This window comes from Blautia coccoides, assembly GCF_034355335.1.
GTDB classification, from domain to species: Bacteria; Bacillota; Clostridia; order Lachnospirales; family Lachnospiraceae; genus Blautia; species Blautia producta.
In genome coordinates this window covers 1355961-1379216 of the sequence record NZ_CP136422.1, presented here as the reverse complement: position 1 = coordinate 1379216, position 23256 = coordinate 1355961, and the positions used below count along the sequence as shown (strand labels likewise).

The 23256-nt window shown below is 46.7% G+C and carries 19 protein-coding genes; 5 read left to right on the top strand and 14 right to left on the bottom strand.

Going from position 1 to position 23256, the window contains the following annotated elements; all coding sequences use genetic code 11:
• Nucleotides 1–30: 30 nt before the first annotated feature.
• The gene (locus tag BLCOC_RS05975; protein ID WP_115624708.1) at nucleotides 31–1371 is read left to right on the top strand and encodes an amidohydrolase; all 1341 of its coding nucleotides are present in this window, start codon (nucleotides 31–33) and stop codon (nucleotides 1369–1371) included.
• Between the two features lie 82 nt (nucleotides 1372–1453).
• Here the strand turns inward: BLCOC_RS05975 and BLCOC_RS05970 are convergent, their stop codons facing one another.
• The 3 genes from BLCOC_RS05970 to BLCOC_RS05960 all read right to left on the bottom strand — a co-directional run bounded on the left by BLCOC_RS05970 (nucleotide 1454) and on the right by BLCOC_RS05960 (nucleotide 5014).
• Nucleotides 1454–2971, bottom strand: a complete 1518-nt coding sequence (locus BLCOC_RS05970; protein ID WP_165907163.1) for a BclA C-terminal domain-containing protein — start codon at nucleotides 2969–2971, stop codon at nucleotides 1454–1456.
• A 77-nt stretch (nucleotides 2972–3048) separates the two neighbouring features.
• Complete coding sequence (locus BLCOC_RS05965; RefSeq protein ID WP_115624707.1) at nucleotides 3049–4128, bottom strand: tetratricopeptide repeat-containing glycosyltransferase family 2 protein; 1080 nt, start codon at nucleotides 4126–4128, stop codon at nucleotides 3049–3051.
• 121 nt (nucleotides 4129–4249) lie between these two features.
• Nucleotides 4250–5014 (bottom strand): nitroreductase family protein, encoded by a 765-nt coding sequence (locus BLCOC_RS05960; RefSeq protein ID WP_029470204.1) that lies wholly within the window; start codon nucleotides 5012–5014, stop codon nucleotides 4250–4252.
• Nucleotides 5015–5195: 181 nt separating this feature from the next.
• Between BLCOC_RS05960 and BLCOC_RS05955 the strand changes: the two genes are divergently transcribed.
• The 4 genes from BLCOC_RS05955 to BLCOC_RS05940 are packed head-to-tail and all read left to right on the top strand — an operon-like array spanning nucleotide 5196 to nucleotide 7446.
• Nucleotides 5196–5567: a GntR family transcriptional regulator gene (locus BLCOC_RS05955; protein WP_115624706.1), complete on the top strand. Its 372-nt coding sequence runs from the start codon at nucleotides 5196–5198 to the stop codon at nucleotides 5565–5567.
• A complete protein-coding gene (locus BLCOC_RS05950) occupies nucleotides 5564–6262 on the top strand; it encodes an ABC transporter ATP-binding protein (RefSeq protein ID WP_115624705.1) in 699 nt (232 codons plus the stop codon). Before BLCOC_RS05955 ends, BLCOC_RS05950 begins: the two co-directional genes overlap by 4 nt.
• The gene (locus BLCOC_RS05945; RefSeq protein WP_115624704.1) at nucleotides 6256–7086 is read left to right on the top strand and encodes a hypothetical protein; all 831 of its coding nucleotides are present in this window, start codon (nucleotides 6256–6258) and stop codon (nucleotides 7084–7086) included. The genes BLCOC_RS05950 and BLCOC_RS05945 overlap by 7 nt, the downstream gene beginning before the upstream one ends.
• 48 nt (nucleotides 7087–7134) lie before the next feature.
• Complete coding sequence (locus tag BLCOC_RS05940) at nucleotides 7135–7446, top strand: YbjQ family protein (RefSeq protein ID WP_029470208.1); 312 nt, start codon at nucleotides 7135–7137, stop codon at nucleotides 7444–7446.
• A gap of 133 nt (nucleotides 7447–7579) precedes the next feature.
• On the opposite strand, the gene yicI is transcribed toward BLCOC_RS05940, so the two are convergent.
• From yicI to guaB, 11 genes are all read right to left on the bottom strand, one after another.
• Nucleotides 7580–9826 (bottom strand): alpha-xylosidase, encoded by a 2247-nt coding sequence (gene yicI / locus BLCOC_RS05935; RefSeq protein WP_115624703.1) that lies wholly within the window; start codon nucleotides 9824–9826, stop codon nucleotides 7580–7582.
• Nucleotides 9823–10461 (bottom strand): YesL family protein, encoded by a 639-nt coding sequence (locus BLCOC_RS05930; RefSeq protein ID WP_018596090.1) that lies wholly within the window; start codon nucleotides 10459–10461, stop codon nucleotides 9823–9825. Before BLCOC_RS05930 ends, yicI begins: the two co-directional genes overlap by 4 nt.
• A gap of 75 nt (nucleotides 10462–10536) precedes the next feature.
• Nucleotides 10537–12534 carry a glycoside hydrolase family 31 protein gene (locus tag BLCOC_RS05925; RefSeq protein WP_018596089.1) on the bottom strand — a complete coding sequence of 666 codons (1998 nt, stop codon included), beginning with the start codon at nucleotides 12532–12534 and terminating at the stop codon, nucleotides 10537–10539.
• 100 nt (nucleotides 12535–12634) lie between these two features.
• The gene (locus tag BLCOC_RS05920) at nucleotides 12635–14704 is read right to left on the bottom strand and encodes a glycoside hydrolase family 31 protein (protein ID WP_147298907.1); all 2070 of its coding nucleotides are present in this window, start codon (nucleotides 14702–14704) and stop codon (nucleotides 12635–12637) included.
• A gap of 62 nt (nucleotides 14705–14766) precedes the next feature.
• Nucleotides 14767–15621 carry a carbohydrate ABC transporter permease gene (locus BLCOC_RS05915; RefSeq protein ID WP_115624702.1) on the bottom strand — a complete coding sequence of 285 codons (855 nt, stop codon included), beginning with the start codon at nucleotides 15619–15621 and terminating at the stop codon, nucleotides 14767–14769.
• A 1-nt stretch (nucleotide 15622) separates the two neighbouring features.
• Nucleotides 15623–16516, bottom strand: a complete 894-nt coding sequence (locus BLCOC_RS05910; RefSeq protein ID WP_018596086.1) for a carbohydrate ABC transporter permease — start codon at nucleotides 16514–16516, stop codon at nucleotides 15623–15625.
• A 146-nt stretch (nucleotides 16517–16662) separates the two neighbouring features.
• Complete coding sequence (locus tag BLCOC_RS05905) at nucleotides 16663–18054, bottom strand: ABC transporter substrate-binding protein (protein ID WP_044954266.1); 1392 nt, start codon at nucleotides 18052–18054, stop codon at nucleotides 16663–16665.
• A 214-nt stretch (nucleotides 18055–18268) separates the two neighbouring features.
• A complete protein-coding gene (locus BLCOC_RS05900; RefSeq protein WP_165907162.1) occupies nucleotides 18269–19006 on the bottom strand; it encodes a response regulator transcription factor in 738 nt (245 codons plus the stop codon).
• Nucleotides 19003–20841 (bottom strand): sensor histidine kinase, encoded by a 1839-nt coding sequence (locus BLCOC_RS05895; RefSeq protein ID WP_115624699.1) that lies wholly within the window; start codon nucleotides 20839–20841, stop codon nucleotides 19003–19005. Before BLCOC_RS05895 ends, BLCOC_RS05900 begins: the two co-directional genes overlap by 4 nt.
• Nucleotides 20842–20876: 35 nt before the next feature.
• Nucleotides 20877–21623: a peptidoglycan recognition protein family protein gene (locus tag BLCOC_RS05890; protein WP_115624698.1), complete on the bottom strand. Its 747-nt coding sequence runs from the start codon at nucleotides 21621–21623 to the stop codon at nucleotides 20877–20879.
• 173 nt (nucleotides 21624–21796) lie between these two features.
• Entirely contained in the window at nucleotides 21797–23251 is a 1455-nt protein-coding gene (gene guaB / locus BLCOC_RS05885; RefSeq protein ID WP_115624697.1) for an IMP dehydrogenase, read from the bottom strand.
• Nucleotides 23252–23256: the final 5 nt, after the last annotated feature.

Here is a 23256-nt window from a genome sequence, read left to right as displayed (position 1 = left end):
GAAATTACTTTCGGAAAAAGAGGGATAGTCATGCTGAACATAAAAGAAATAAAATGTCTTGTAGAAAATCACAGAACTGAACTTATCCGGGCTGCTGACCGCATCTGGGATTTTGCTGAGGAACGCTTTACAGAATTTCAATCAAGCAAACTACAGATGGATGTGCTGAAAAGCCATGGATTCACGGTCACAACTCCCTGTGCAGCCCTGCCCACTGCCTTTCAGGCTCAATATGGGAACGGACATCCCGTCATCGGTTTGCTGGGTGAATACGATGCTCTCCCCGGCCTTTTCTGGCCGGCTGACAGCACAAGTTCCGCCCCCGCCAAATGCCAGACAGATGTCCAAAAATGCGGCCACGGATGCGGTCATAATCTATTGGGTATAGGAGCACTAGGTGCTGCTCTGGCCGCAAAAGACTATATGGAGAAGAAACAACTCAAAGGGACCATCATTTATTATGGCTGTCCGGCTGAGGAAAACGCTGCGGGCAAGGCTCTTATGATAGATGCCGGTTTCTTTAGCGGAACAGATATCTGCCTTTCCTGGCATCCTAACTACAAAACAGGGATTTTTAACAATTCCCTTGCCAACTGCCGTGTCTCTTACTGTTTTCACGGGACAAGCGCTCACGCTGCCCAGTCGCCCCATATGGGAAGAAGTGCTCTGGATGCCTGCGAACTGATGAGCGTAGGAGTCAACTATCTCCGTGAACATATGATAGATGAAGCCCGTATCCACTTTGCCTACCTAAATGCCGGAGGAACCGCGCCAAACATCATCCCGGCAGAAGCCGAAGTTTTTTACGCAATACGCGCTCCCCGCACTGACCAGGCGGAAGAATTGAAAGAACGAGTAAACAATATTGCGAGAGGCGCTGCCCTTATGACTGAGACCACCCTGGAAATTGATGAAAAATGCATCTATGAAAGTTTTCTCCCCAATCAGGTGCTGGACAGTTTGGTGCTGAAATATCTGAACTGCTTTACTCCTCTTTCTTATTCCAAAGAAGAAAAGGCCTATGCGGCACGCTTTGTCCCATATGGTGATTTACCAAATGCGCAGGAATCCATTGATGCCTCTCCTGATCTTTCTCTTTACAGAAAAACAAGCATATCTACAGATGCGGGAAATGTCAGCCAGAGAATCCCCTCCTCCGCATTCATGGTAAACTGTTATGCCAACGGCTCTCCTCTCCACCACTGGAGCGTCACCGCGCAGGGCAAATCTTCTCTAGCCCACAAAGGGATGCAGGCGGCTGCCGGTATTCTTGCGGCGGCTGCCTGTGAAATTTTCCTGACTCCATCTATTGCAGAGCAGGCCCAAAAGGAGTTCATTGAATCTCAGAAAAAAAAGCGGGCTGACCTATGAATTTTTTCATAGACAAGCTGCAAACAGATCCAGGCGCTTAAATAAGCGCCTGGTTGTATTTTATCGATCCGTTTTCTATAAATCAGGAAAGCCTGATAATCGTAAGATTGGCTCCATTCCCAAGCTGCAGTACAGCTGCCCCGATCAATCCGAACAGTTGGAGCTGAATTCTGTCACCAGCGTCAAGGGCAGCAAATGTAGTTGCCGTAAAAGTGCTGACCGATACAGCCGGTGAAAAAGTGGACCCTCCTAATTCATTTCCGTTCCTCAGTACGCGGGAGGACATGAGCAGCGCCGCTGTGGTGGAAACCCTGTAGGAAATCATATAAGTTCCTGAAAAAGGTACGGTAAAAACAGCATTTGTGGCATTGGTTGTAAAACCATCTAGTTCCTGATAATCAGGCAGAGGTATAACCGTTCCGCCCAGGACCACCGTAATGGTATCACCAGTGGCATTGACAGCATTCATACTGTTTGCCGTAAGTGAAGTGCCCGTTGCTCCGGTGGGTCCGGTTTCTCCTATTGGTCCGGTCTCTCCCCTGATGCCAATTGGGCCGGTGGCTCCGGTAGCTCCCGTTGGGCCGGTGGCTCCATCGGCTCCGGTTGGTCCGGTGGCTCCTGTTGCTCCAGCTTCTCCCGTGGCTCCTGTTGGACCGGTCGCTCCTATTGGACCCGCCTCTCCTGTGGCTCCGGTTGGCCCTATAGCTCCCGTCGGGCCGGTAACTCCGTCGGCTCCCGTGGCTCCGGTAGCTCCGGTGGGGCCGGTGACTCCATCAGCTCCTGTTGGGCCGGTCGGGCCGATTGGTCCAGCTTCTCCTGTGGCTCCAATAGCTCCGGTGGGGCCGGTTGGTCCTATGGCTCCGGCTGCACCTGTCGCTCCGGTTGGGCCAGTAATACCATTGGCTCCCGTATTTCCTACAGGTCCTGTGGCCCCCGTATTTCCATTAGCCCCGGTAGGTCCGGTGGCCCCAATAGGTCCAGTAACTCCTGTTGGACCAGTGGGACCCGTTGCACCGGTTGTTCCGTTGTTTCCGGCAGCTCCGGTCGGTCCGGTGGCTCCCATGGCTCCCGTGGCACCTGCCGGGCCTGTAACTCCCGTAGCTCCGGTAGGTCCGGTGGCTCCGGCTGCACCCGCGGCCCCTGTCGGCCCAGATGCTCCAGTCGGCCCGGCCGGTATGGTAAACAAAAGCTGCGCGCCACTGGGTGTAAAAGTTTCATCCACAGATGCCTGTGTACCAGGGTCACCGGTCACAGTTCCTGCAACGGTAACTACAGGCGACATTCCAGCAGCACCTGTAGGTCCGGTATCTCCCCTTAGGCCTGTGGCTCCCGTAGCCCCGGTGGCTCCCCTTAGGCCTGTGGCTCCCGTAGCTCCGGTGGCTCCCGTGGCTCCGGTATTTCCCCTTAATCCCACCGGTCCCATAGGGCCGGTAGCTCCCGTGGGTCCCATTGGTCCAATTGGGCCGGCCGGCCCGGGACAGCATCTGGTTTCCTGGCAGACCGGACAACATCTGGTGTTCTGGCAGCCTGCCGCATACATGTCACTGCGTCTCTCTGCCGCAGCAATTTCATTTTTTTCATATTTATAATTATCACTCATAATATCACATCCATTTCTATTAGCAGTTCATGACTGCTAATTCATTGTATGTTGTTGTCGAATGAATGTTAAAAATATTATGATAATAATTTTTTTCGGCAAAAATATTCCTTATTATACAAATAAGCGGAGGATTCCGGTTTGCATTGTCCCGCAATCTCGTTATACGCTTCTGCCTCTGAATATCTCCCCAATTTATCGCAGCATACACAGAGCTGCAGCGAGGGAATGTATTGATAACAGTCAGGAAGGACAAAACCTCCTTTTTTCAGATCCAATTTGCATTTTAACGCATTTTCATACCAGAAAACAGCCGTCTCATACTGTTCCTTTTCCATGAAATATCTTCCTATCTCACAGCAGATTTCCGCTCTTGGCACATCATATTCCAGACTTCTGAAAAGCGCCTGCAGAGACGCAGAACCCTCTCCCATTTTCTCGTAACATTTGGCCATGATCTGACATGCCTCTATTTTATTTTCCACCCAGGCATCCTGGCGTTCCAGAAAACTCTCCAGCGCTTTTGACGCCTCCCCGTAAGTCTCATGATAATAAAGCTCACGGGCATAATAATAAAGTTCACGGGCATTCAGAACTTTTCCTTCAGACAGCATCTTTTTATAAATAGCAAGATTTCTATCCGGATCACCTGCCCCCAGCTTTTTATGGGATACAGCTACCTCTGAATATACAATGTTGCCGCTGGGCGTTATCACCTCGTGCACTGCGCCCTGCCATACATACCCACATCCGTTCCGTATCAGGCGCTCCCTATAATACCAGAAAGTCGGATTTCCGTTTTTATCAAATGCTGTGTGATACCTCATCATCACAACGTCTGTATGGAGAGTCAACCCTCGTTTCAGTTCCAGAAACGCCTCCCTGTCCTTCTCAGACATCACATCATCCGCGTCCATCCACATGCAGTAATCCATAGATGCCTTTAAAAAAGAAAAATTTCTGGCAGCCGAAAAATCATCTATCCATTCAAAAAAATAAATCCTATCGGTATATTGTCGGGCAATCTCCCTGGTTCTGTCCTCTGACCCTGTGTCCACAATGATGATCTCATCAACCAAATCCTTCATTCCTGACAAACAACGCCCTAAAACAGCCTCTTCATCCTTCACGATCATACACAAGCTTATAGATACCATAACTCTCTTCCCTCTCATACCACACAGGTTCTCTGCAGGCAGGAACCATCTCGTAACACAATATGCCGCTGTATGCAGAATTGTCCGTGATCAGGGAAAAGAAAAAGGACGTGACTCTTGATCACGTCCTTAAGATTGCACTCAATATATACTGGCTGTTGGGGAAATTCTTATGTGTGATGTCCTCGAGCCGGATCAAATCCACATCCAGCCATAATTCTTCAGCCACGATCATAAGGTGAGAAAACATGATACCAAAATTAAACTCCTCATATCTGCCCAGATGGTTCATATTATGCTTCTTGGCAAACACGTGAATTCTGTTATCATAGACCACAAAGCGCCACGGCTGGCTGTTCATACTGGAAGGAGCCAGGCGCGCGGAATCAAGAAGCTGCTTCATCCACTGTCTCGGAACTTCCTTGTACACACAAAGGTCCTGCAGATCCATGCGCTTCGCCTCCACTGCTTTTCTGGTATGGCTGCCTCTGCTGTATCCAAAAGCCATCAGGATCACGAATTTCAGATTCCCCTTGTGCGGATTCCCTGCCTTTGGCTTTACACCGCTCAAAAAACAAGTTCCCAGGCCTTTTGCACACATAAAGAGCGCAAGCTGCTCCATAATATAACCGGCATTCATCATAGCGCGGTCCTTCTCTTCAGAGTAAAAGGCAATATAATAAGGCGCCCTTACCCCCAGCAGATGTATTCTTTTATTTTGTCCCTTAGTATTATCTATAATAGAAATCTCCGTATGGATACCGGGATTCAACCCTTCAATCTGGCTGTAATACTCTCTGATCTCGTTAAGCAGGGCAGCCTTTACCGGTTCCATTTCATAATTTCGGACTGATTTCCTTGAAAATATCGCTTCGTATAAGTTCATACTCTCACCTTTTAATTTTTCCGTAACAATATTGTAACATATAATTGGGGAATTGCAATGCCTAAATAGAGGGTTTTTCAAATTCTTTTGTATTTTTTTTAAAACCTATTGACAATGTACTCCAATACGCGTATTATTGTATTAAGCAATTAGTACAGCAATACAGGAGGTGTTACATTATATGTCGTGGAAACTTAATCCCGATCGGCCTGTCTATATGCAGCTGATTGAGCGTATCACAACAGATATCATCGCTGGTATCTATCCGCCGGGAAGCAAACTGCCGTCAGTACGGGATCTAGCACAGACAGCAGGCGTCAATCCCAATACAATGCAGAAAGCTCTTTCAGAGATGGAGCGGACCAATCTGGTCTACAGCCAGAGAACCAGCGGAAGATTCATTACGGAGGACCTGAATATGATCGATAACCTGAAAACGGAACTGGCATCTGAACAGATCAAAGAGTTCCTGGATAAAATGCAAAAAATAGGCCTGTCAAAAGAAGACATCATAGGGCTGATCAAAAAAGTTAGCGAGGAGGAGAAAAAATGAGTACGATTCTGGACTGCCGGGGCCTGACCAAAAGGTACGGCAATAAACTGGCGCTGGACCACATCGACTTGTCACTGGGCCGCGGTAAGATCATCGGTCTGCTTGGCCCCAACGGCAGCGGCAAGACCACCTTGATCAAACTGCTGAACGGCCTTCTGGTACCCACCGAAGGAGAAATCTTTGTCGACGGCAAAGCGCCTGGTGTAGAGACAAAAAAAGTTGTATCTTATCTGCCGGAACGCACCTATCTGAACCGCTGGATGAAGGTATCAGATTTGATTTCCTATTTCTGCGACTTTTATGAGGACTTCGACAGATCACGGGCCTATGACATGCTGCAGAAGCTGAATATCAACCCCAATGACCGTTTGTCCACCATGTCCAAGGGCACCAAGGAAAAAGTACAGCTTATCCTGGTCATGAGCCGCAGAGCAAGCCTGTACTGCCTGGATGAGCCGATTGCCGGTGTTGACCCGGCTGCAAGAGATTATATCCTTTCCACTATCATCAACAATTACGATGAGAATGCCACCATCCTCATTTCCACCCATTTGATCTCCGATGTGGAAAACATTCTGGATGATGTCATTTTTATCCAAAACGGTCATATCCGCATGCAGGACAGTGTGGACAATATCCGCCTGGCAAAAGGCGTTTCCGTAGACAGTCTGTTCCGGGAGGTGTTCAAATGTTAAAGAAACTATTCAAATATGAGTGGAGGTCTGTTTCCACGCTACTATTTATTGTACACGGCGCGCTTTTAATTTATGCACTCATTGGACGGATCGGATATCAGATTTATTTTTCAAGATTTGTCTCTGATTCCGGTAGTACCGTCATGGGTATCACAACTATGTTTTATGTGATCGTTTACGTTTTTGGGATCATGGCAGTTCTGCTCATGACTATGCTCTATCTGGCCATGCATATACAGAAAAGCTTCTTTTCAGATGAGGGCTACCTGACCCACACCCTTCCGGTATCACCCACACAGCTTTTGCTGTCCAAAATGTTTATATACTGGATCTGGACCATACTTGACATTATTTTTGTTGTGATTTCCATAGGTATCCTGCTGATCAATAAGGAGACCTGGCCTACTTTCACCCACATGTTCCGGGAGATGTGGAATACACTCAGCTCCCTGAGCGGTTTTTCAAATGTAGTAAATAATGTGATATACCTGCTGTCCCTTTTTGTTGATTTCTTCTGCTTCTCCACCGGACTGCTGATATTTGCCATCTGTCTGGGCAGCCAGTTTAAGACCCATAAGGTCATGGGTTCTGTATTGTCCTTCTTTGGCATTGTTATTGTGTGCAATATAATCGATCTTATTATCACAGACATCACGCTTCCGGGGGGAGTCGGCTCCACACTGATGGTAACAAGTGCCGCAGGTGAACTCAACAATGCCATAAACTATTCTTACATTGCCCAGACAATATGGTATCTCCTGGCAGGCATTTTCTTCTTCCTCGGAAGCAGATATATCTTGTCAAAAAAGCTGAACCTGGAGTAGAATAACAGTATACTATTTATACTCATATGATCAAAGGGGGGAATGCTGATGCTGATCGTCACAACAGATCACATAGCCGGAAGGAATATTGAAATGCTGGGTCTGGTAAAAGGCAGTACGATCCAGACCGTGCATATGGGCAAAGACATTATGAACGGCTTCAAAACACTGGTGGGCGGCGAACTGTCTTCATACAATGAAATGATGAATGGAGCCAGAGCCTTGGCTACCAAACGCATGGTGGAGGACGCACAGGCTATGGGGGCAGATGCCATTGTATGTATGCGCTACTCTTCCGCGTCTGTTGCCCAGGCCGCGGCCGAGGTTATGGCCTACGGAACGGCAGTAAAATTCATCTAAACAAAGCTGTACAGCAAACGACTCTCTGTTTATTTCGGAGGGTACAAAAAAGAGATGACATAGGAACCGAATCATCCGGTTCTGTGCCATCTCTTTTTCTTCTTATCGCCTTATATTATATTAACTATTCGCTCTATATCATTTTAACTATCTGTCCGGCAAGGCTCTTTACTGTATAATTGCCGTTTCCGCCTTCCACATGTACAGATATCTCACCATCCCGGCATACCGCATGGGCTTTCATCACTACATTGCCCCTGCAGTCCGGAATTTCCACATCTGCTTCTTTTCCATCCGCGAACACCGACAGAAGAAGGGTCACGCCGTCCGCAAAGTCATATTCCGGTTCCCGGTCATTATTTCCCATAGGCAGAATGGTGTTTTCCTTTACCATCAGCGGCAGGGAATGATAGTCATGGGTTTCCTTATACCAGGTTCCGCCTTCCCTTGTCTCTCCTGTGATCAGGTTCACCCAGGTTCCCTTCGGCAGATAGTAATCCACTTCACCTGACTCCTTAAATACAGGAGCCGCAAGCAGGGAAGAACCGAACATATACTGACGGTCCAGTGTATCGCAGGCCCTGTCCTCCGGGAAATCCAGGAACATGGGACGCAGAACCGGTGTGCCGTATTCATGGGAGCGCACAGCCTGTCCGTACAGATACGGCATGAGACGGCATTTCAGATTGACAAACTCTTTCAGGATCACACATGCCTCATCATCAAAAAGCCACGGCACACGGTAAGAAGAAGAACCGTGCAGACGGCTGTGTGAGCTTAAAAGTCCGAACTGACACCAGCGTTTGTAAATATCCGCAGGCGCTGTCTGTTCAAATCCGCTGATATCATGGCTCCAGAAACCAAAACCGCTAAGAGAAAGGGACAATCCGCCCCGCAGGGTCTCAGCCATGGAAACATAGGTTGCTGAGCAGTCACCGCCCCAGTGTGCCGGGAACTTCTGGCCGCCTACGGTTGCAGAACGGGCAAAGAGCACAGCCTCCCCTTTTCCTCTTTCTTCCTCCAGAAGCTGGAATACGGTCTGATTGTATAAGTAGGTATAATAATTGTGCATCTTAACCGGATCTGAACCATCAAAATACACGATATCCTTAACAGGCACCCTCTCGCCAAAGTCTGTCTTGAAGCAGTCCACACCCATATCCAGCAGTGTCTTCAGTTTGCTCTGATACCATGCACAGGCATCCGGATTGGTAAAGTCCACAAGACCCATTCCGGGCTGCCATAAGTCTGTCTGCCATACACTTCCGTCTGTGCGTTTCAGCAGATATCCCTTTTCCCTGCCTTCCTCAAACAGACAGGACTTCTGACCAATATAAGGATTGATCCATACACAGATATTCAGGCCCTTGTCGTGATATCTCTGCAGCATGGATTTGGGATCTGTGGTCACATTGGGATCCCATTTAAAATTGCACCACTCAAAAGCTTCCATCCAGTAACAGTCAAAATGGAATACGTGCAGGGGGATATCCCTGTCTGCCATCCCCTGAATAAATCCTGAGGTGGTATTCTCATCATAATCTGTGGTAAAGGACGTGGTAAGCCAGAGTCCGAAAGACCAGGCAGGAGGCAGTGCCGGTTTTCCGGTCAGCTCCGTATATTTCTCCACAGTCCCCATGGGGCTTTTGCCGCTGATGAAATAATAATCCAGGCGCTCTCCTTCCACTGAGAACTGGATCCTCTCCACTTTCTCACTGGCGATCTCATAGGCCACGTCGCCCTCATTGTCCACCAGGACTCCATATCCCTTGTTGGTAATATAAAACGGAATGTTTTTGTAGGCAATTTCGCTGGCTGTACCGCCGTCTTCATTCCACATTTCCACGGTCTGCCCGTTTTTCACAAAAGGTGTGAACCGCTCGCCAAGGCCATATACATACTCATCCACATCAATGAGAAGCTGTTCCACCATGTAATTTTTCCCGGTCTCCCTGTTATGCATATGTGCCAGGTTACGGAAACTGGACTCTGTCAGGAATTTATCCCCCTCATAAAAGGCCAGCTTGTAAGCATTCGGTGTCTTGTCGATCACAGCCCTCAGACTTCCGCTTGCAAAAGTCAGACATTCCTCCGTCTCGGTGATCTCCGCGCGGGGATGCTCATTTTTGATCTCTGCGAAAGGCCCTTTATAAAGTGCGCCTGCATGATGGACAGCAGATACCTTTATCACTCCCTCCAAAGGTGTTGACAGAGTAATGGTCAGCATGGGAATGTTCAGGGCATCCCCTCTGCCGGCAATATGTTTTCCCGGAAGATAAACGGTCAGTTCATCTCCCTTAACCATATGACTCCCATACTCTACAGCGTAGGCCGGGGTCATTTCATCTCTTAACATCCAATATCCATTGGTAAATTTCATAGCTGTGGTTCCTCCAGTTCTTCTATTTTGGGTTCATGCTTTTTGAGTACCCGCTCCATGAATTCAGAGCAGAGCAGGGACGCTGCTCCCGGTACAACGATCATAGTATAAGGTATCCATGCCACAATTGCGGCAGAGGAGACTAAAATAAACAGCAGCACAGCCGTTGTCAGGAAATAACGCCCTGTCATGAACATGGACAGCTTTAAAATCCATCCCATAGGCATTTCAAATCTGGAAAGTGCAGGGAAAGCATAGCAGAGCATTCCTGCCGCATAGATGCTGACTCCATAGTAAAGGCAGATAAAAAACAGTCCTATATATCCTGAAGTCTTTGCTTCCAAAATCCCTATATTTAGCTGCAGGATAAACAAAACAACCGCAAAAAGGATTTCCAGGAGAATACCGTCTTTTAGATTTCTTCTGTATGATTTCAGAAACTGTTCCAGTACGTATCCCTCTTCCTTTTTGATCACCTTTACCGCGGTATAATACATGGCAGTTGTAGATACACCGATCGTTATGATGGGGAGGCATCCAATCAGCCAGAATAAACTCAGCACGATCGTGTTGAATATCTTATCAATCACCTTTACATATTTACCGTCATAACCAAATATCGTACCATTGCCCATATGTCATCCCTGCTTTCTTTCCTTTTATATCATTTGCCAGGCGGATGCTCTGCACCGCCCGGCTGTCTGATCATATTAAAAAATGTCTTCCAGTTCCCCTGCTTTTACAAATACCGGAATGCTGTCATACGGAGCATCGCACACATACTCAGCACCGCCTTCATATATCCTGCTGTCGTTAATGTTTTTCCATTTTCCTTCCGGCAGATAAACCTTGCGTTCCCTGACGCCTTCATACAGTACCGGGCAGACAAGCACCTTGCTTCCGAACATGTACTGGTCCTCAATTTCCCAGGCTTTTTTGTCCTCCGGGAAATCATAGAACAGAGGACGCATGATCGGTGTCCCTTTTTCATGGGCATCCTGCATCAGTGTCTTTACATAAGGACGCATCTTCTCACGCAGTTCCATATACTTTTTGCAGATTTCGTATACTTCTTCCCCGTAGCTCCATACTTCGTTCTCCGCGCCGCTTATATGTTTTCCTCCTCCTGTGGTTCCCAGAGGCTCTTTAAACGGTTCACGGAACCCGTGCAGTCTCATGACCGGGCAGAATGCGCCGAAAGCAAACCATCTGACAAAACACTCCTTAAACGCATCGTCGTGGATATTGCCTCCGTGGAATCCGCCGATATCGGTAGTCCACCACGGAATACCGGAAATTCCCATGTTAAGGCCTGCTGCCAACTGATTTCTCAGAGCGCGGAAGGAGGAGTCAATATCTCCGGACCATACCAGCGCGCCGTATTTCTGGCTGCCGGCCCATGCGCAGCGGAGAAGATTGACGATATTCTCCTGTCCCTCTGCTTCCATTCCCTCATAAGCCATGCGGGCGTAATATTTGGGATATAAATTACCCACTTCCATATCAGCACCCAGGAAATAACGGTAATGTTCGTATTCATATCCGGTAAACTCAGGCTCCGCCTCATCCAGCCAGAAAATTTTAATACCCAGGTCATAATAATTTTTCTTCATTTTTTCCCAGACATAATTTCTTCCCTCCGGATTGGTCACGTCTATAATGCAGGCGTCTCCAAGCTGTCCGATGCGCTTTCCGTATTCTGACCGGGTCAGATAGCCCAACTCCGTCATCTCCTCATAGTTCTCGCTCTCCGCGTCAACTGTGGGCCAGATGGATACCATCAGTTCGATTCCCATCTCTTTTAATTCCCGCACCATTGCTGCCGGGTCGGGCCAATAATCTTCATCAAACTTCCAGTCTCCCTGATGGGGCCAGTGGAAGAAATCCACAACGATCACATCAATGGGAAGGCCTCTTCTCTTATATTCCCTGGCCACCTCCAGAATCTCATCCTGGGTCTGGTAACGCAGCTTACACTGCCAGAATCCCATACCGTAATCCGGCATCATTGGAACCTTTCCTGTGGCATCCGCATAGGCTTCCTCGATCTCAGCCGGGGTATCACCCGCTGTTATCCAGTAATCCATCTGCTTTGTAGACTCAGCGATCCACTCTGTAACATTTTTTCCAAAGGTCACCTGGCCGATGGCCGGATTGTTCCAGAGAATTCCGTATCCTCTGTCTGACAGGGCAAAAGGAACACTGGCCTGGGAATTTCTATGCGCCAGCTCAATAATACAGCCCTTCACATCCAGGTATGGCTGCTGATACTGTCCCATTCCGAAAATCTTCTCGTCCTTGTATGCCTCAAACCGAACAGTCAGCTTGAAATTGTCAGAGCACTGACGAGGATTAAAGGTTCTGGGCACGATCTCCAGGGCACTGGCGAATTTGTCACTTCCCTCATACATGTCTCTTGTGCGGTCATACTCTTCCAGAAGAAGCTTTCCATTCTGATTATAATATTGGAGCACTCCATTGTCCATGATTTTACAGGTTAAATTGCCGTTGGTGATGACCGCCTTTTTCCCTTCAATGGTGATCTGTACCTCTGTCTCTTCCGGCTCCAGAAGCGCGCTGTCCGTATCCGGAATGAACTCACTTCGCTGGGTAGCACGGACGCGCAGGCTGTTCTTCCCCCACGGCTCGATCAAAAGCAGTTCTTTATCCTGCCTTCTGTATAATTTGTTGCCCACTTGTTTCAGCATTTAAGTACCTCCTCTTTTCAAATCCTTTTTAGACACTCTCCGGTCTTTTCTTATTTTATAAAAGGGCTGCCCCAGTTTTACGTGCAGCAGCCCCTTCTTTTTAGAAGTTCAGTTCAAAATCATTTTTTGTAAACAGCGGGATCTGTTCAATAGGTGTCGGCACCATTACAGTCTGTCCGCCTTCGTATGTCTCGCCTGTCCATACATTTTTCCACACAGCTCCTGTGGGAAGGTAGACTTCTTTTTGTGTCTGTCCCTTCTCCATAACCGGAGCTACTAATATCTCAGGCCCGAACATGTACTGTGTCTCATTATCCCAGCAGGCCTTGTCCTCCGGGAAATCATAAAACATAGGTCTCATGACCGGAGTTCCCTTTTCATGTGCCTCCTCCATCAGACGGCGCACATAGGGACGCATGGCTTCACGCATTTCAATGTATTTCTTGCAGATCTCATAGACTTTATCTCCGTAAGACCAGATTTCATTGGGTGCCCCGGATACGCACTCCGCACCGCCGGTTGTTCCGTACTGAGGCTGGTATGGCATACGGTATCCGTGCAGTCTCATGACAGGACAGAAGGTGCCGTATTCAAACCATCTGACAAGTACCTCGTGGAAATCCTCATCATAGATATTGGCTCCGAAAAATCCTCCGATATCTGTTGTCCACCAGGGAATTCCCGCGATCCCCATGTTGAGTCCCGCCGCAAATTGGTTCTGCAGGCTCTCAAAGGAGGAGTGGATATCACCTGACCACACCAGTGCTCCGTATCTCTGGCTTCCCGCCCATGCGCAGCGCAGCAGATTGACGATATTTTCCTGTCCTTCCTTTTTCATGCCTTCAAAGAAGGTCTGTGCGTACATTGCCGGGTATACATTTCCAATCTGTACGTTCGGTCCCAGATGATAACGGTAATTCTCAAAGTCATACACCGTATATTCCGGTTCTGCCTCATCCAGCCAGAAAATCTTCACACCCTTGTCATAATAGTTCTGTTTTGCCTTATTCCAGACATATTCTCTGGCTTCCGGATTGGTTGGGTCATACTGGATGGTATTGCCCATATATGTATTGTCAATACGGACACCTTTTTCTACCCTTGTGAGAAGGCCCTTTGCCTTCATCTCCTCAAAATTCTCACTCTTATAATCCACCATAGGCCAGATGGAAACCATAAGCTCAATTCCCATCTCCTTCAGCTCTGCGATCATGGCATCCGGGTCAGGCCAGTAGGTCTCGTCGAATCTCCAGTCTCCCTGCTTCGGCCAGTGGAAAAAGTCCACAACGATCACATCAATGGGAATCTGACGGCGCTTATATTCTCTAGCCACCTCCAGAAGCTCTTCCTGTGTCTGATATCTGAGTTTGCACTGCCAGAATCCCATACCGTATTCCGGCATCATGGGTACCTTTCCTGTGGCGTCTGCGTAGGCTTCCTCAATTTCAGCGGGTGTGTCGCCTGCTGTGATCCAGTAATCTAATTTTTTAGTGGATCTTGCCTCCCATGAGGTAATATTCTTATTAAAGCTGACACGTCCGATCGCAGGGTTATTCCATAAGAAGCCATATCCCAGCGATGACAGGGCAAAGGGAACACTTGCCTGGGAATTCCTGTGTGCCAGTTCCAGTTCCGCCCCTTTGACATTTAAGAATTTCTGCTGATACTGGCCCATGCCATAAATCTTTTCATTGGGATTGGATTCAAAGCGCATGGTAAGCTGATAATCCCCGCCGATGATCGGTTTGAATTCTCTCGCCTCAACCTCCAAAGAACTGCAGGTATCCGCAAACATGTCCTCTCTGTTGCGGACATATTCCTCAAGGAGCACCTCACCTTTCTGGTTGTAAAATGTAATCTTTCCAATATTGTTCACTACTGCTTTGATATTTCCGTTGACAATTTCCGCGGAAAAATCATGTATTACAATCCTGGCTTCTTCGCGTCCTTCCGGCTTTCCGTCCAGTGCCCAAAGCTCATCCGGCATTTCAGGCATTTTGGAGGCCCGGACCCTCAAACTGTTCTTTCCCCAGGGTTCCACAATAACCCGCTCCGCATCATAACGGTAAAATAATGCATGATCCTTTTCCTCAAAATATCCCAGTAAAAATTTATTGTCTGAGCGAAAATCTCCTGTGGATGCGTCTTCTCTTTTTACAAAATCCGTCATTTCTTGTCCTCACTGTTATAAATTTCAGTAACTGTTCCGTACGCTCTCGGTTACCTTCTTAATTATTCTTTTACCGCCCCTGCCGTCAGGCCGCCCACAATATATTTCTGCAGGAATACAAACAACAGGATAACCGGCAGTACCAGAATCGCGCCATACGCCATGATACAGTTCCACTTTGTTCCGTATTTACTCTGGAACTTATAAATATTGGCTGTCAAAGGACGCATATCCGGTTTCACGTTAAAGGTCATGGAGTATGCCAGATCGTTCCAGCCGCCCAGGAAGGAGATAACCACTACTGTGATGACACCTGTCTTAATTGCCGGGATCATGATCTTGAAGAAGGACCGGAACACACCGCAGCCGTCAATCCTGGCAGCATCGTCCAGGGATGTGGGCACGCTTTTGAAATAAGGTCTCAGGGTTACAACAATAAACGGTACAGACCCGGAGGCGATGGCCAGGGATGGGCCTAAGTAGGTTCCTAATAAATGCAGCTTGTTAAAGATCAGATACATAGGTGTCAGCATAAGAGATGCAGGAAGCATCTGGGTCACAAGGAATGTGAGCAGGAATACTTTTCTGCCCGGTACTTTATAACGTCCCATGCCGTAAGCTGCCGGAATACCAAATACCAGTGAGATCACCATAGATAAAAAGGCGATACAGACACTGTTCCTCAGAGAGGATAAAAACTCTGCATCCTGGAAGTTTTTGATCCAGGGTTCCAGGGTGAAATGGTGCGGATAATATGTCACCAGTTTACCGAAGGATTCCGCATCTGATTTAAATGACATAGCCAGAATCCAGTAGATCGGGAACAGGAACAGAATGGCAACAATAACCGCAATAACACAGTTGATAATATTTTTTCTTTTTTCTTTGGAACTTGTTATTTTTACTTTTCCTGCCATTCTAATCATCCTCCTTTGATATGAGACGCAAGTAGAATAGTCCCACAATAAACAGACACGCGAATAAGATGATCGCCGCTGTAGAACCTAAGGAGAATTCATACTGTTTAAAGGACAATGTATAAGCATAAGTACCCAGAACATCAGTAGAGTTCAGAGGACCTCCGCTTGTCATAACAAACATCAGATCGAATGCTTTAAATGTATAGATAAATCCTAACATAAGCACTGATAATATAGCCGGTTTCATAAGCGGAAGTGTGATATAAAGAAATCTCTGGAACGGATTTGCACCGTCAACTTCCGCGCTCTCGTAAATCTCAGTGGAAATTCCTGTAAGACCCGAGGTCAGAAGCAGCATATTGAACGGAATACCAACCCAGCAGTTCACCGCAATGATGGCGATCATGGCTGTACTTCCGCTGAGCAGCCATTCCACCGGAGCACTGATCAGACCCAGCTTCATAAACAGGTCATTGATCACACCACTGGACACATCGAACATATTCTTGCCCAACAGAGCCGTAACAGACATTGGCATCATATATCCCACCAGGATCATACCACGGATCGGTCCAGCAAGTGTAAATTTCTTTGAGAAAAACAATGCAAATATAAATCCTATTGTGAACTGTACAACCAAACATCCGATGGTAAACACAAATGTATTCTTAAATACCATCAAAAATGTTTCATTGTGAAATAATTCTATGTAGTTGGACAAACCTACAAATACATCTGTTCCGCCTTTGAATGTTTTAACATTTACATTCCTGAAGCTGAGTACAAAGTTGTACACAAGCGGATATCCAAGAACCACCAGCATATAAATGAATCCCGGAAGGATAAAGGTATAGCCTTCTCTTCTCTTTTTTGCCGCCATCGACATTTTCATGGATTTCACCCCTCTTCCAAATTCCTATCTGTTTCTTTTAAAAAGGTTTAAGATGTATCACCGGGATACACCTTAAACCTTGTTTTACAGTCAGCATCCAGACTTTTTGCAGCAGTTCAGCCAACCAAACTGCAGCCTATTCTGTTTTACTTCTGTACTGCAATAGGTGTTTCTTCCAAAATAGGTGAAATCGTTGCCTGTGCTTCTTTCAGAGCTTCTGCCGGGTCTTTGTCACCCAGTAAAGCTGCCTGCTCTGCTTTGTACAGTGCTTCGGAAATTGTCGGCCAGGACTCGTGAGGTCCCCTTGCAACTGCAAATTCCATGGAGTCATTGAATACTTTATATCTCTCATCTGCTGTCCAGAAATCTTTCAGTTCTACTGCGTCTGCACGAACCGGTAATTTTCCTGCGATTTCACACCAGTCTGCTGTGTTCTGTGCGGACTGCATATATTTCAGGAATTCTGTACACTCTTCTACATTTTCGGAACCGCTGCATACACCGAAGTTCTCACCGCCGATAACAGTTGCCTGCTGCTCACCTTTCGGCATTGGAGTATACTTGTATTCCCATGTAACATCATCTTTATTATCGGTATCTAAGGTTGCGATCTGCCATGTACCGGATTCCAGCATAGCGGCTTTACCTGCGATCCATGCATTGTAAGCATCGCCCTGTCCCCAGTTTACAGCTTCTTTACTCATATATCCGTCTTTTACCAGGTCACTTAAGAATGTCAGAGCGTTCACTGCCTTGTCGCTAGAAACATCTGTGATGTCTGCTCCAGCGCCGTACAGCCACGGAATGAACTGGAAGGTTCCCTCTTCATTAGCGATGGCTGACATAGCAAATCCGTAAACTCCGTTGGCTTCGTCTGTGGTTTTTTCACAGGCTTCTTTAAATTCGTCCCATGTGGTCGGCGGATTTTCAATACCTGCTGCTTTCAGCATATCCATGTTGCACAGCAGTGCCAGACAGTTTGAGTTGTTGGGCAGTCCGTAATATTTTCCGTCTGCGTCCATACAACTGCTCAGAGGTCCTTCATAGAACTGATCCAGATCAGACCATCCCTCCAGATACTCTGTGATGTCTGCGAACACCCCCAGGGAAATGTAGGATGCCATATCCGGTGAATCCACCATTCCGATATCAGGAAGTTCTCCTGACACAGCACCGATGGTATACTGTTTCATTAACTCATCACGTGATACAAAAGTAGGTACAATGTAGATATCACTCTGCTCTTCATTATATTTCTTTACAACCGCATTCAGGGCGTCAGCCTCATGCTCGAAATAGTGCCAGAGGGTAACTTCTTTACCGCCGTTAGGCTCCCCTATGTCTGCTGCAGTGGCTTCTGTTCCTGTCTCAGTCTCCGCGGAACCTGTATCCGCGTCGTCTGCGGTATCCTCTGTGCCGGTATCCGTACTGTCGCTCTTCGTGTCACCGCCTCCTGAATTACCACAGCCTGCTGTCATAGCCACCACCATTGCAGATGTCATAGTCAGCGCCAATGTCTTAACAACTTTCCTCTTCATTTTGTTTCCTCCTTTTGTTTTTTCGTTTCTTAGGATGTTCTTATTATAGCGGTAAAATGCCATTTCAAAAACCGCCGCTTTTAAGATTGGGATTAATTTTTTAGGGTATTTTTTTAATATCGGAGTAAAAAATTAATATTTTTTATTTTTCGTTGTATATATTGTACATTTTAGTCATATAATAACAGCATTTTACACACAAAAAAGCGAGACATTAACGTCTCGCCTTTATAAACTCCGTCACATTGGCTCCCGTCTCTTCCTTGAAACATTTGTTAAAGTATTTGGGGTCTGAGAATCCCACACTGTACAGCACTTCGTCCTTAGAAATATTGCCCTCCAGCAGCAGTTCCTGGGCTTTCTCAATCCGGTACCTTCTGAGAAATCTGGAAAAATTCTCACCGATATCTCTGCCGAACAGATAACTGAAATATTCTGCACTGACCCCCAGGTCTGCCGCTAAATCCTTCTGTGAGATTTTGGATGCATAGGAGCATTCTATAATATGCATTGCTTTTAAGATCAGCGGGTGCGCATTGGGGTATCTGCTTTTTAAATCCCTGTTCTCCTTATCCCAGGTAATGCTGCTGTTTTCTTCCAGCCTGTGAATAATATCCTCGATATCTTCAGGTACCAGAGGCTTTACCAGATAGTCTGTGACTCCAAGAGAGATTGCCTGCCTGGCCAGTTCAAATTCCTCATACGCACTGATTATAACAAACTTTATCTTTATATCCTGCGCTCTGGCCGCTCTTATGAGGGATATTCCGTCCATATACGGCATTTTAATATCTGTAAAGACCACATCAGGCTCTAAAAGCTTCATAAGCTCAAATGCCTCTTTTCCGTCTGCGGCCTCCCCCACGATCTCATGTTTGTCCGATACCATCATGATCAGATTCCTAAGCCCTCTGCTGGCCCTTTTTTCATCTTCCGCTATAAGTATTCTCACATCGGTTCCTCCTCCTGGCATATCTCCTTCTGTTTTTTTAGCTCAGATTCCGGGATCGGGATCCAGAACGTAAAAGAGGTTCCCTCACCCAGTCCTGTCTGCATTTGGATATCCAGCTTCTCTCCATAATACATCCGCATTCTTGTGACAACGTTTAAAATCCCTATGCCTACCTTCTGCCGCTGCAGAACAGGTGCCATTCCCTTTGACTTTAAGATATTTTTTATCATTTTTTCCGTATCTGCGTCAATTCCGCTGCCATTATCCCTGATCTCGATCCTCAGACGTCCCTTTTCCTCCGATACGGTGATCTTAACGATGCCTCCTTCATGTCTTCCCTCAAAGCCATGGAGGATAGAATTCTCAACAAAGGGTTGGAACATAAGTTTACAGCAGGGCCAATAACCATATTCCTCCTCAAATTCGATGGAATAGTCAAAGACATTCTCAAATCTTGTTTTCTGCAGATAGAGATACTGATCGATCCATGCAATTTCCTGGTACAGATAGACATCCTGACATTTCTGGTCAAATGTATAGCGGAGTATATTGGAAAGCTTTTTGATCAGGACAGATACCTGACGGTTTCCCGCCTCTATAGCTTCATAATTAATGGTGCCCAGGGTATTGCATATGAAATGTGCATTGATCTGGGATTCAAGGGCTTCCCTCTCTGCCTGATGCTGACGCTCAATGGATGCCAGCGTTTCCTCATGCTGCCTCTTCATAGCTATATTTTTTTCTTCCAGGGCTTCTATCATTTTATTGTACTCATCTGCCAACTGCCAGATCTCATGTTTTCCTTCTATAGAAATCTTGCTGTGGAAATTGCCCTTTTTCACGGTTTTGATGGACTCGGAAATCTTTGTGACCGGTTTGAGAAGATACCGCATAAAGAAAACCGTCAAAAAGATATAGGCTGCCAGTATCAGTATATAGATCATCACACCCCTGTTGTAAATCTGATCCACATGCTCCTGCATTTTATGCTCATCCATAAGAATGTTCATGGTCCACCCAAAGTAACCCAGCTCCCGGCTGATAATCTGTATATCATCATCCCGCACCAGGTTATCCTCCGAGGTACCGATATATTGGTCCATGTTATGATACAGGATCTGTCCATTCTCATCTGCTATGTAGCCCTGGGCGTATTTTACTTTGGGAATCTCCACTGTATTGAGAAATTCCTTAAAGACATCCATATTATAGCTGACGATCAGAACATTCTTCACTTTTCTGAGACCGGTTCTGTTGCCGATCAGGGGATATGCCACGTGAAAAAGCCGGAGATCGGAGTCCTGAGGGTGTACTCCCGGTTCAGTGGATGCCATATACAGCGGAATATAATAATTATTGGTATTGTTCATGACTTCCTGATACATTTCCTGCAGGTACTTGTCATTCTCATCATCCCACATGGCCCCGTCAGAACGCCTGTACCTGTCATATTGGCACAACAGGCCGTCCTCGCCCACAATGGCCACTGCCACTGTGTTTTTAATATAGTCATAGTCCGACAATGTGTTGTATAACGCATTATATCCATTGCTGTCATAGCAGGCCTGAACCTTATTATAGATATCTGCGGATACCACCATCTCACTGCCGAAGTTTATATGCTCTTTAATCGAGTATTTCACATTTTTCTGGACAGACACCAATACGGCATTTTCTGTTTCAAAGCTCTGTTCCACCAGATAATTCAGGTATTCATTTTTCAGGTATCCCTGAAATACAAGAGCCATTACCAAAACAGCCAGTGAAAACACAAGAACAAAAGAGGAAACAATATGCTCTTCAAAATATGTTTTTATCCTTCTGTATATACGCATGGAATCCTCCTTCTCTCTTTCGGCGGTCTTGCCGCCTACTCTGTCTTATTATATGCCGCTGCCTTCACTTCCTCTGCCACCACCTGTATCTGCGTGTCCACGTCCATTTTAAACTGTTCCCAGGCATCCGGATGGTCCACAAAGTATTTGGGGCAGATTTTCTCTGTCACATCGTAGTGGCGGATCACGTCACTGCTCTTTAAGTCAAAGCGGTAACAGAGCCATCCCACCAGCTTGACAAGAGAGTCATATGTTGCCTGGGTAAATTCACCGGTCTCATCCTTATGGCAGCACTCAATGGATAACGTATCGTCATTGCGGGAGTTGGAGGCATAGGCTATCTCTGAACTGGGAATGCACTGGACGATCTCGCCCTCAATCCCTATGACAAAATGGCTGCTCACTTTTGTCTCATGGCTGTCCTTCAGCCCCTCAAAATAATTTCTGTTTTCCTCTGCCGTGCTTCCCGGATTTGCAGTATAATGCACCACAATGCCTTTTATCTTTTTCAAAGGAATGCCCGGTCTGGAATACTCATTTACATCCAACAGCTCCACATCAAAAGGGGGCGCGCCTATAAAGCTGCCGTTTTCCTGGGTGACCTTTGTCTGCAGCTTTTCCAGCTTGGCATCCTGTATCTTTCCTGTGACTATTTTTATAACCCCTATTGCAAATATGATCCCCAACAGGACCAGTCCGAAGAGCATGAGCCTTTTATTTCTCTGCCTCCTTCTGTTTATCCTTCTGTAATCCCTTCTGTTATTTCCTCTCCTTTGTCCCATAAGCGTTTCTCCCCATTTATGTACATTTCCTGCAGCTCTTTGGCAGGCCTGCGCATTTACCGCGCTGACCGTAAGACAGACTTCTCCTTTTTATAAGACAAAAGGCTGTTGCCACTATAGCAACAGCCTCTGTTCTTGTATCGATAGGAGATACACAATGCCTGTGCTTCCTATTATTCGTCTACACTGTAATTCGGTGCTTCTTTTGTAATGTGAATGTCGTGCGGATGTGATTCTTTCAGAGACGCGGCTGTGATCTTAACAAACTGTCCGGTCTGCTTCAGAGTCTCGATATCCTTTGCACCACAATAGCCCATACCGGAGCGGAGACCACCCACTAACTGGAATACCGTATCCTCCACATGGCCTTTGTAAGCAACTCGTCCTTCGACACCTTCCGGAACCAGTTTCTTGGCATTCTGCTGGAAGTAGCGGTCCTTGCTGCCGTTCTCCATTGCGGCAATAGAACCCATGCCTCGGTAAACTTTATATTTTCTTCCCTGATATAATTCAAAGTCTCCCGGGCTTTCGTCACATCCTGCGAAGATACTACCCATCATGCAGACATTGGCTCCTGCTGCGATCGCTTTGGTCATATCTCCTGAATATTTGATACCGCCGTCCGCGATAATGGGAATACCCGCTTCTTTTGCCGCTGCGTAGCACTCCATGATCGCTGTGATCTGCGGAACACCGATACCGGCTACCACACGTGTGGTACAGATGGAACCAGGTCCGATACCGACTTTGACAGCATCTACGCCGGCCTCGATCAGGGCTTTTGTTGCTGCTCCGGTTGCCACATTACCTGCAACTACCTGCAGGTTAGGATGTTTTGTCTTGATCTCCCTGACTGCTTTGAGAATGTTAGCGGAATGTCCATGTGCGGAATCCACTACAATGACATCAACCTGTGCTTCCACCAGCGCGTCCACGCGGGCCATAACATTGGCTGTGATGCCTACCGCTGCGCCGCACAGCAGTCTTCCCTGCTCGTCCTTTGCGGATAAGGGATATTTGATCTGTTTCTCTATATCTTTAATGGTAATAAGACCTTTTAAGTTGAAGTTTTCATCGACGATCGGAAGTTTTTCTTTTCTTGATTTTGCCAGGATTTTTTTGGCTTCCTCTAAAGTGACTCCTTCTCTGGCTGTGACCAGATTTTCTGATGTCATGCTCTCTTTGATCTTTTTACTGAAATCCTCTTCAAATTTCAGATCACGGTTGGTAATGATACCTACCAGCTTCCTGCCCTCAGTAATGGGAACACCAGAAATACGGAATTTTGCCATAAGATTGTTGGCATCCTCCAGAGTATGCTCAGGGGAAAGATAGAAAGGATCTGTGATGACCCCGTTCTCGGAACGTTTTACCTTGTCTACCTCATCTGCCTGTGCTTCAATAGACATATTTTTATGGATGATACCGATACCTCCCTGTCTCGCCATAGCAATTGCCATACGGTATTCGGTAACTGTATCCATTCCTGCACTCATCATCGGAATATTTAACTTCACTTTTTTTGTCAGATTTGTCGACAAATCAACCTGATTGGGGATTACTTCAGAATATGCCGGAACCAGCAGCACATCGTCAAAAGTAATGCCTTCACCAATAATCTTACCCATTTTTG

What these genes read in the sequence shown, in the direction of transcription:
- BLCOC_RS05940 (WP_029470208.1), top strand. Translation starts at nt 7,135, where the DNA reads ATGCTGATCGTCACAACAGATCACATAGCCGGAAGGAATATTGAAATG.
- BLCOC_RS05905 (WP_044954266.1), bottom strand. Translation starts at nt 18,054, where the DNA reads ATGAAGAGGAAAGTTGTTAAGACATTGGCGCTGACTATGACATCTGCA.
- BLCOC_RS05895 (WP_115624699.1), bottom strand. Translation starts at nt 20,841, where the DNA reads ATGCGTATATACAGAAGGATAAAAACATATTTTGAAGAGCATATTGTT.
- BLCOC_RS05975 (WP_115624708.1), top strand. Translation starts at nt 31, where the DNA reads ATGCTGAACATAAAAGAAATAAAATGTCTTGTAGAAAATCACAGAACT.
- yicI (WP_115624703.1), bottom strand. Translation starts at nt 9,826, where the DNA reads ATGAAATTTACCAATGGATATTGGATGTTAAGAGATGAAATGACCCCG.
- BLCOC_RS05970 (WP_165907163.1), bottom strand. Translation starts at nt 2,971, where the DNA reads ATGAGTGATAATTATAAATATGAAAAAAATGAAATTGCTGCGGCAGAG.
- guaB (WP_115624697.1), bottom strand. Translation starts at nt 23,251, where the DNA reads ATGGGTAAGATTATTGGTGAAGGCATTACTTTTGACGATGTGCTGCTG.
- BLCOC_RS05925 (WP_018596089.1), bottom strand. Translation starts at nt 12,534, where the DNA reads ATGCTGAAACAAGTGGGCAACAAATTATACAGAAGGCAGGATAAAGAA.
- BLCOC_RS05890 (WP_115624698.1), bottom strand. Translation starts at nt 21,623, where the DNA reads ATGGGACAAAGGAGAGGAAATAACAGAAGGGATTACAGAAGGATAAAC.
- BLCOC_RS05910 (WP_018596086.1), bottom strand. Translation starts at nt 16,516, where the DNA reads ATGAAAATGTCGATGGCGGCAAAAAAGAGAAGAGAAGGCTATACCTTT.
- BLCOC_RS05920 (WP_147298907.1), bottom strand. Translation starts at nt 14,704, where the DNA reads ATGACGGATTTTGTAAAAAGAGAAGACGCATCCACAGGAGATTTTCGC.
- BLCOC_RS05945 (WP_115624704.1), top strand. Translation starts at nt 6,256, where the DNA reads ATGTTAAAGAAACTATTCAAATATGAGTGGAGGTCTGTTTCCACGCTA.
- BLCOC_RS05930 (WP_018596090.1), bottom strand. Translation starts at nt 10,461, where the DNA reads ATGGGCAATGGTACGATATTTGGTTATGACGGTAAATATGTAAAGGTG.
- BLCOC_RS05950 (WP_115624705.1), top strand. Translation starts at nt 5,564, where the DNA reads ATGAGTACGATTCTGGACTGCCGGGGCCTGACCAAAAGGTACGGCAAT.
- BLCOC_RS05960 (WP_029470204.1), bottom strand. Translation starts at nt 5,014, where the DNA reads ATGAACTTATACGAAGCGATATTTTCAAGGAAATCAGTCCGAAATTAT.
- BLCOC_RS05955 (WP_115624706.1), top strand. Translation starts at nt 5,196, where the DNA reads ATGTCGTGGAAACTTAATCCCGATCGGCCTGTCTATATGCAGCTGATT.
- BLCOC_RS05915 (WP_115624702.1), bottom strand. Translation starts at nt 15,621, where the DNA reads ATGGCAGGAAAAGTAAAAATAACAAGTTCCAAAGAAAAAAGAAAAAAT.
- BLCOC_RS05965 (WP_115624707.1), bottom strand. Translation starts at nt 4,128, where the DNA reads ATGGTATCTATAAGCTTGTGTATGATCGTGAAGGATGAAGAGGCTGTT.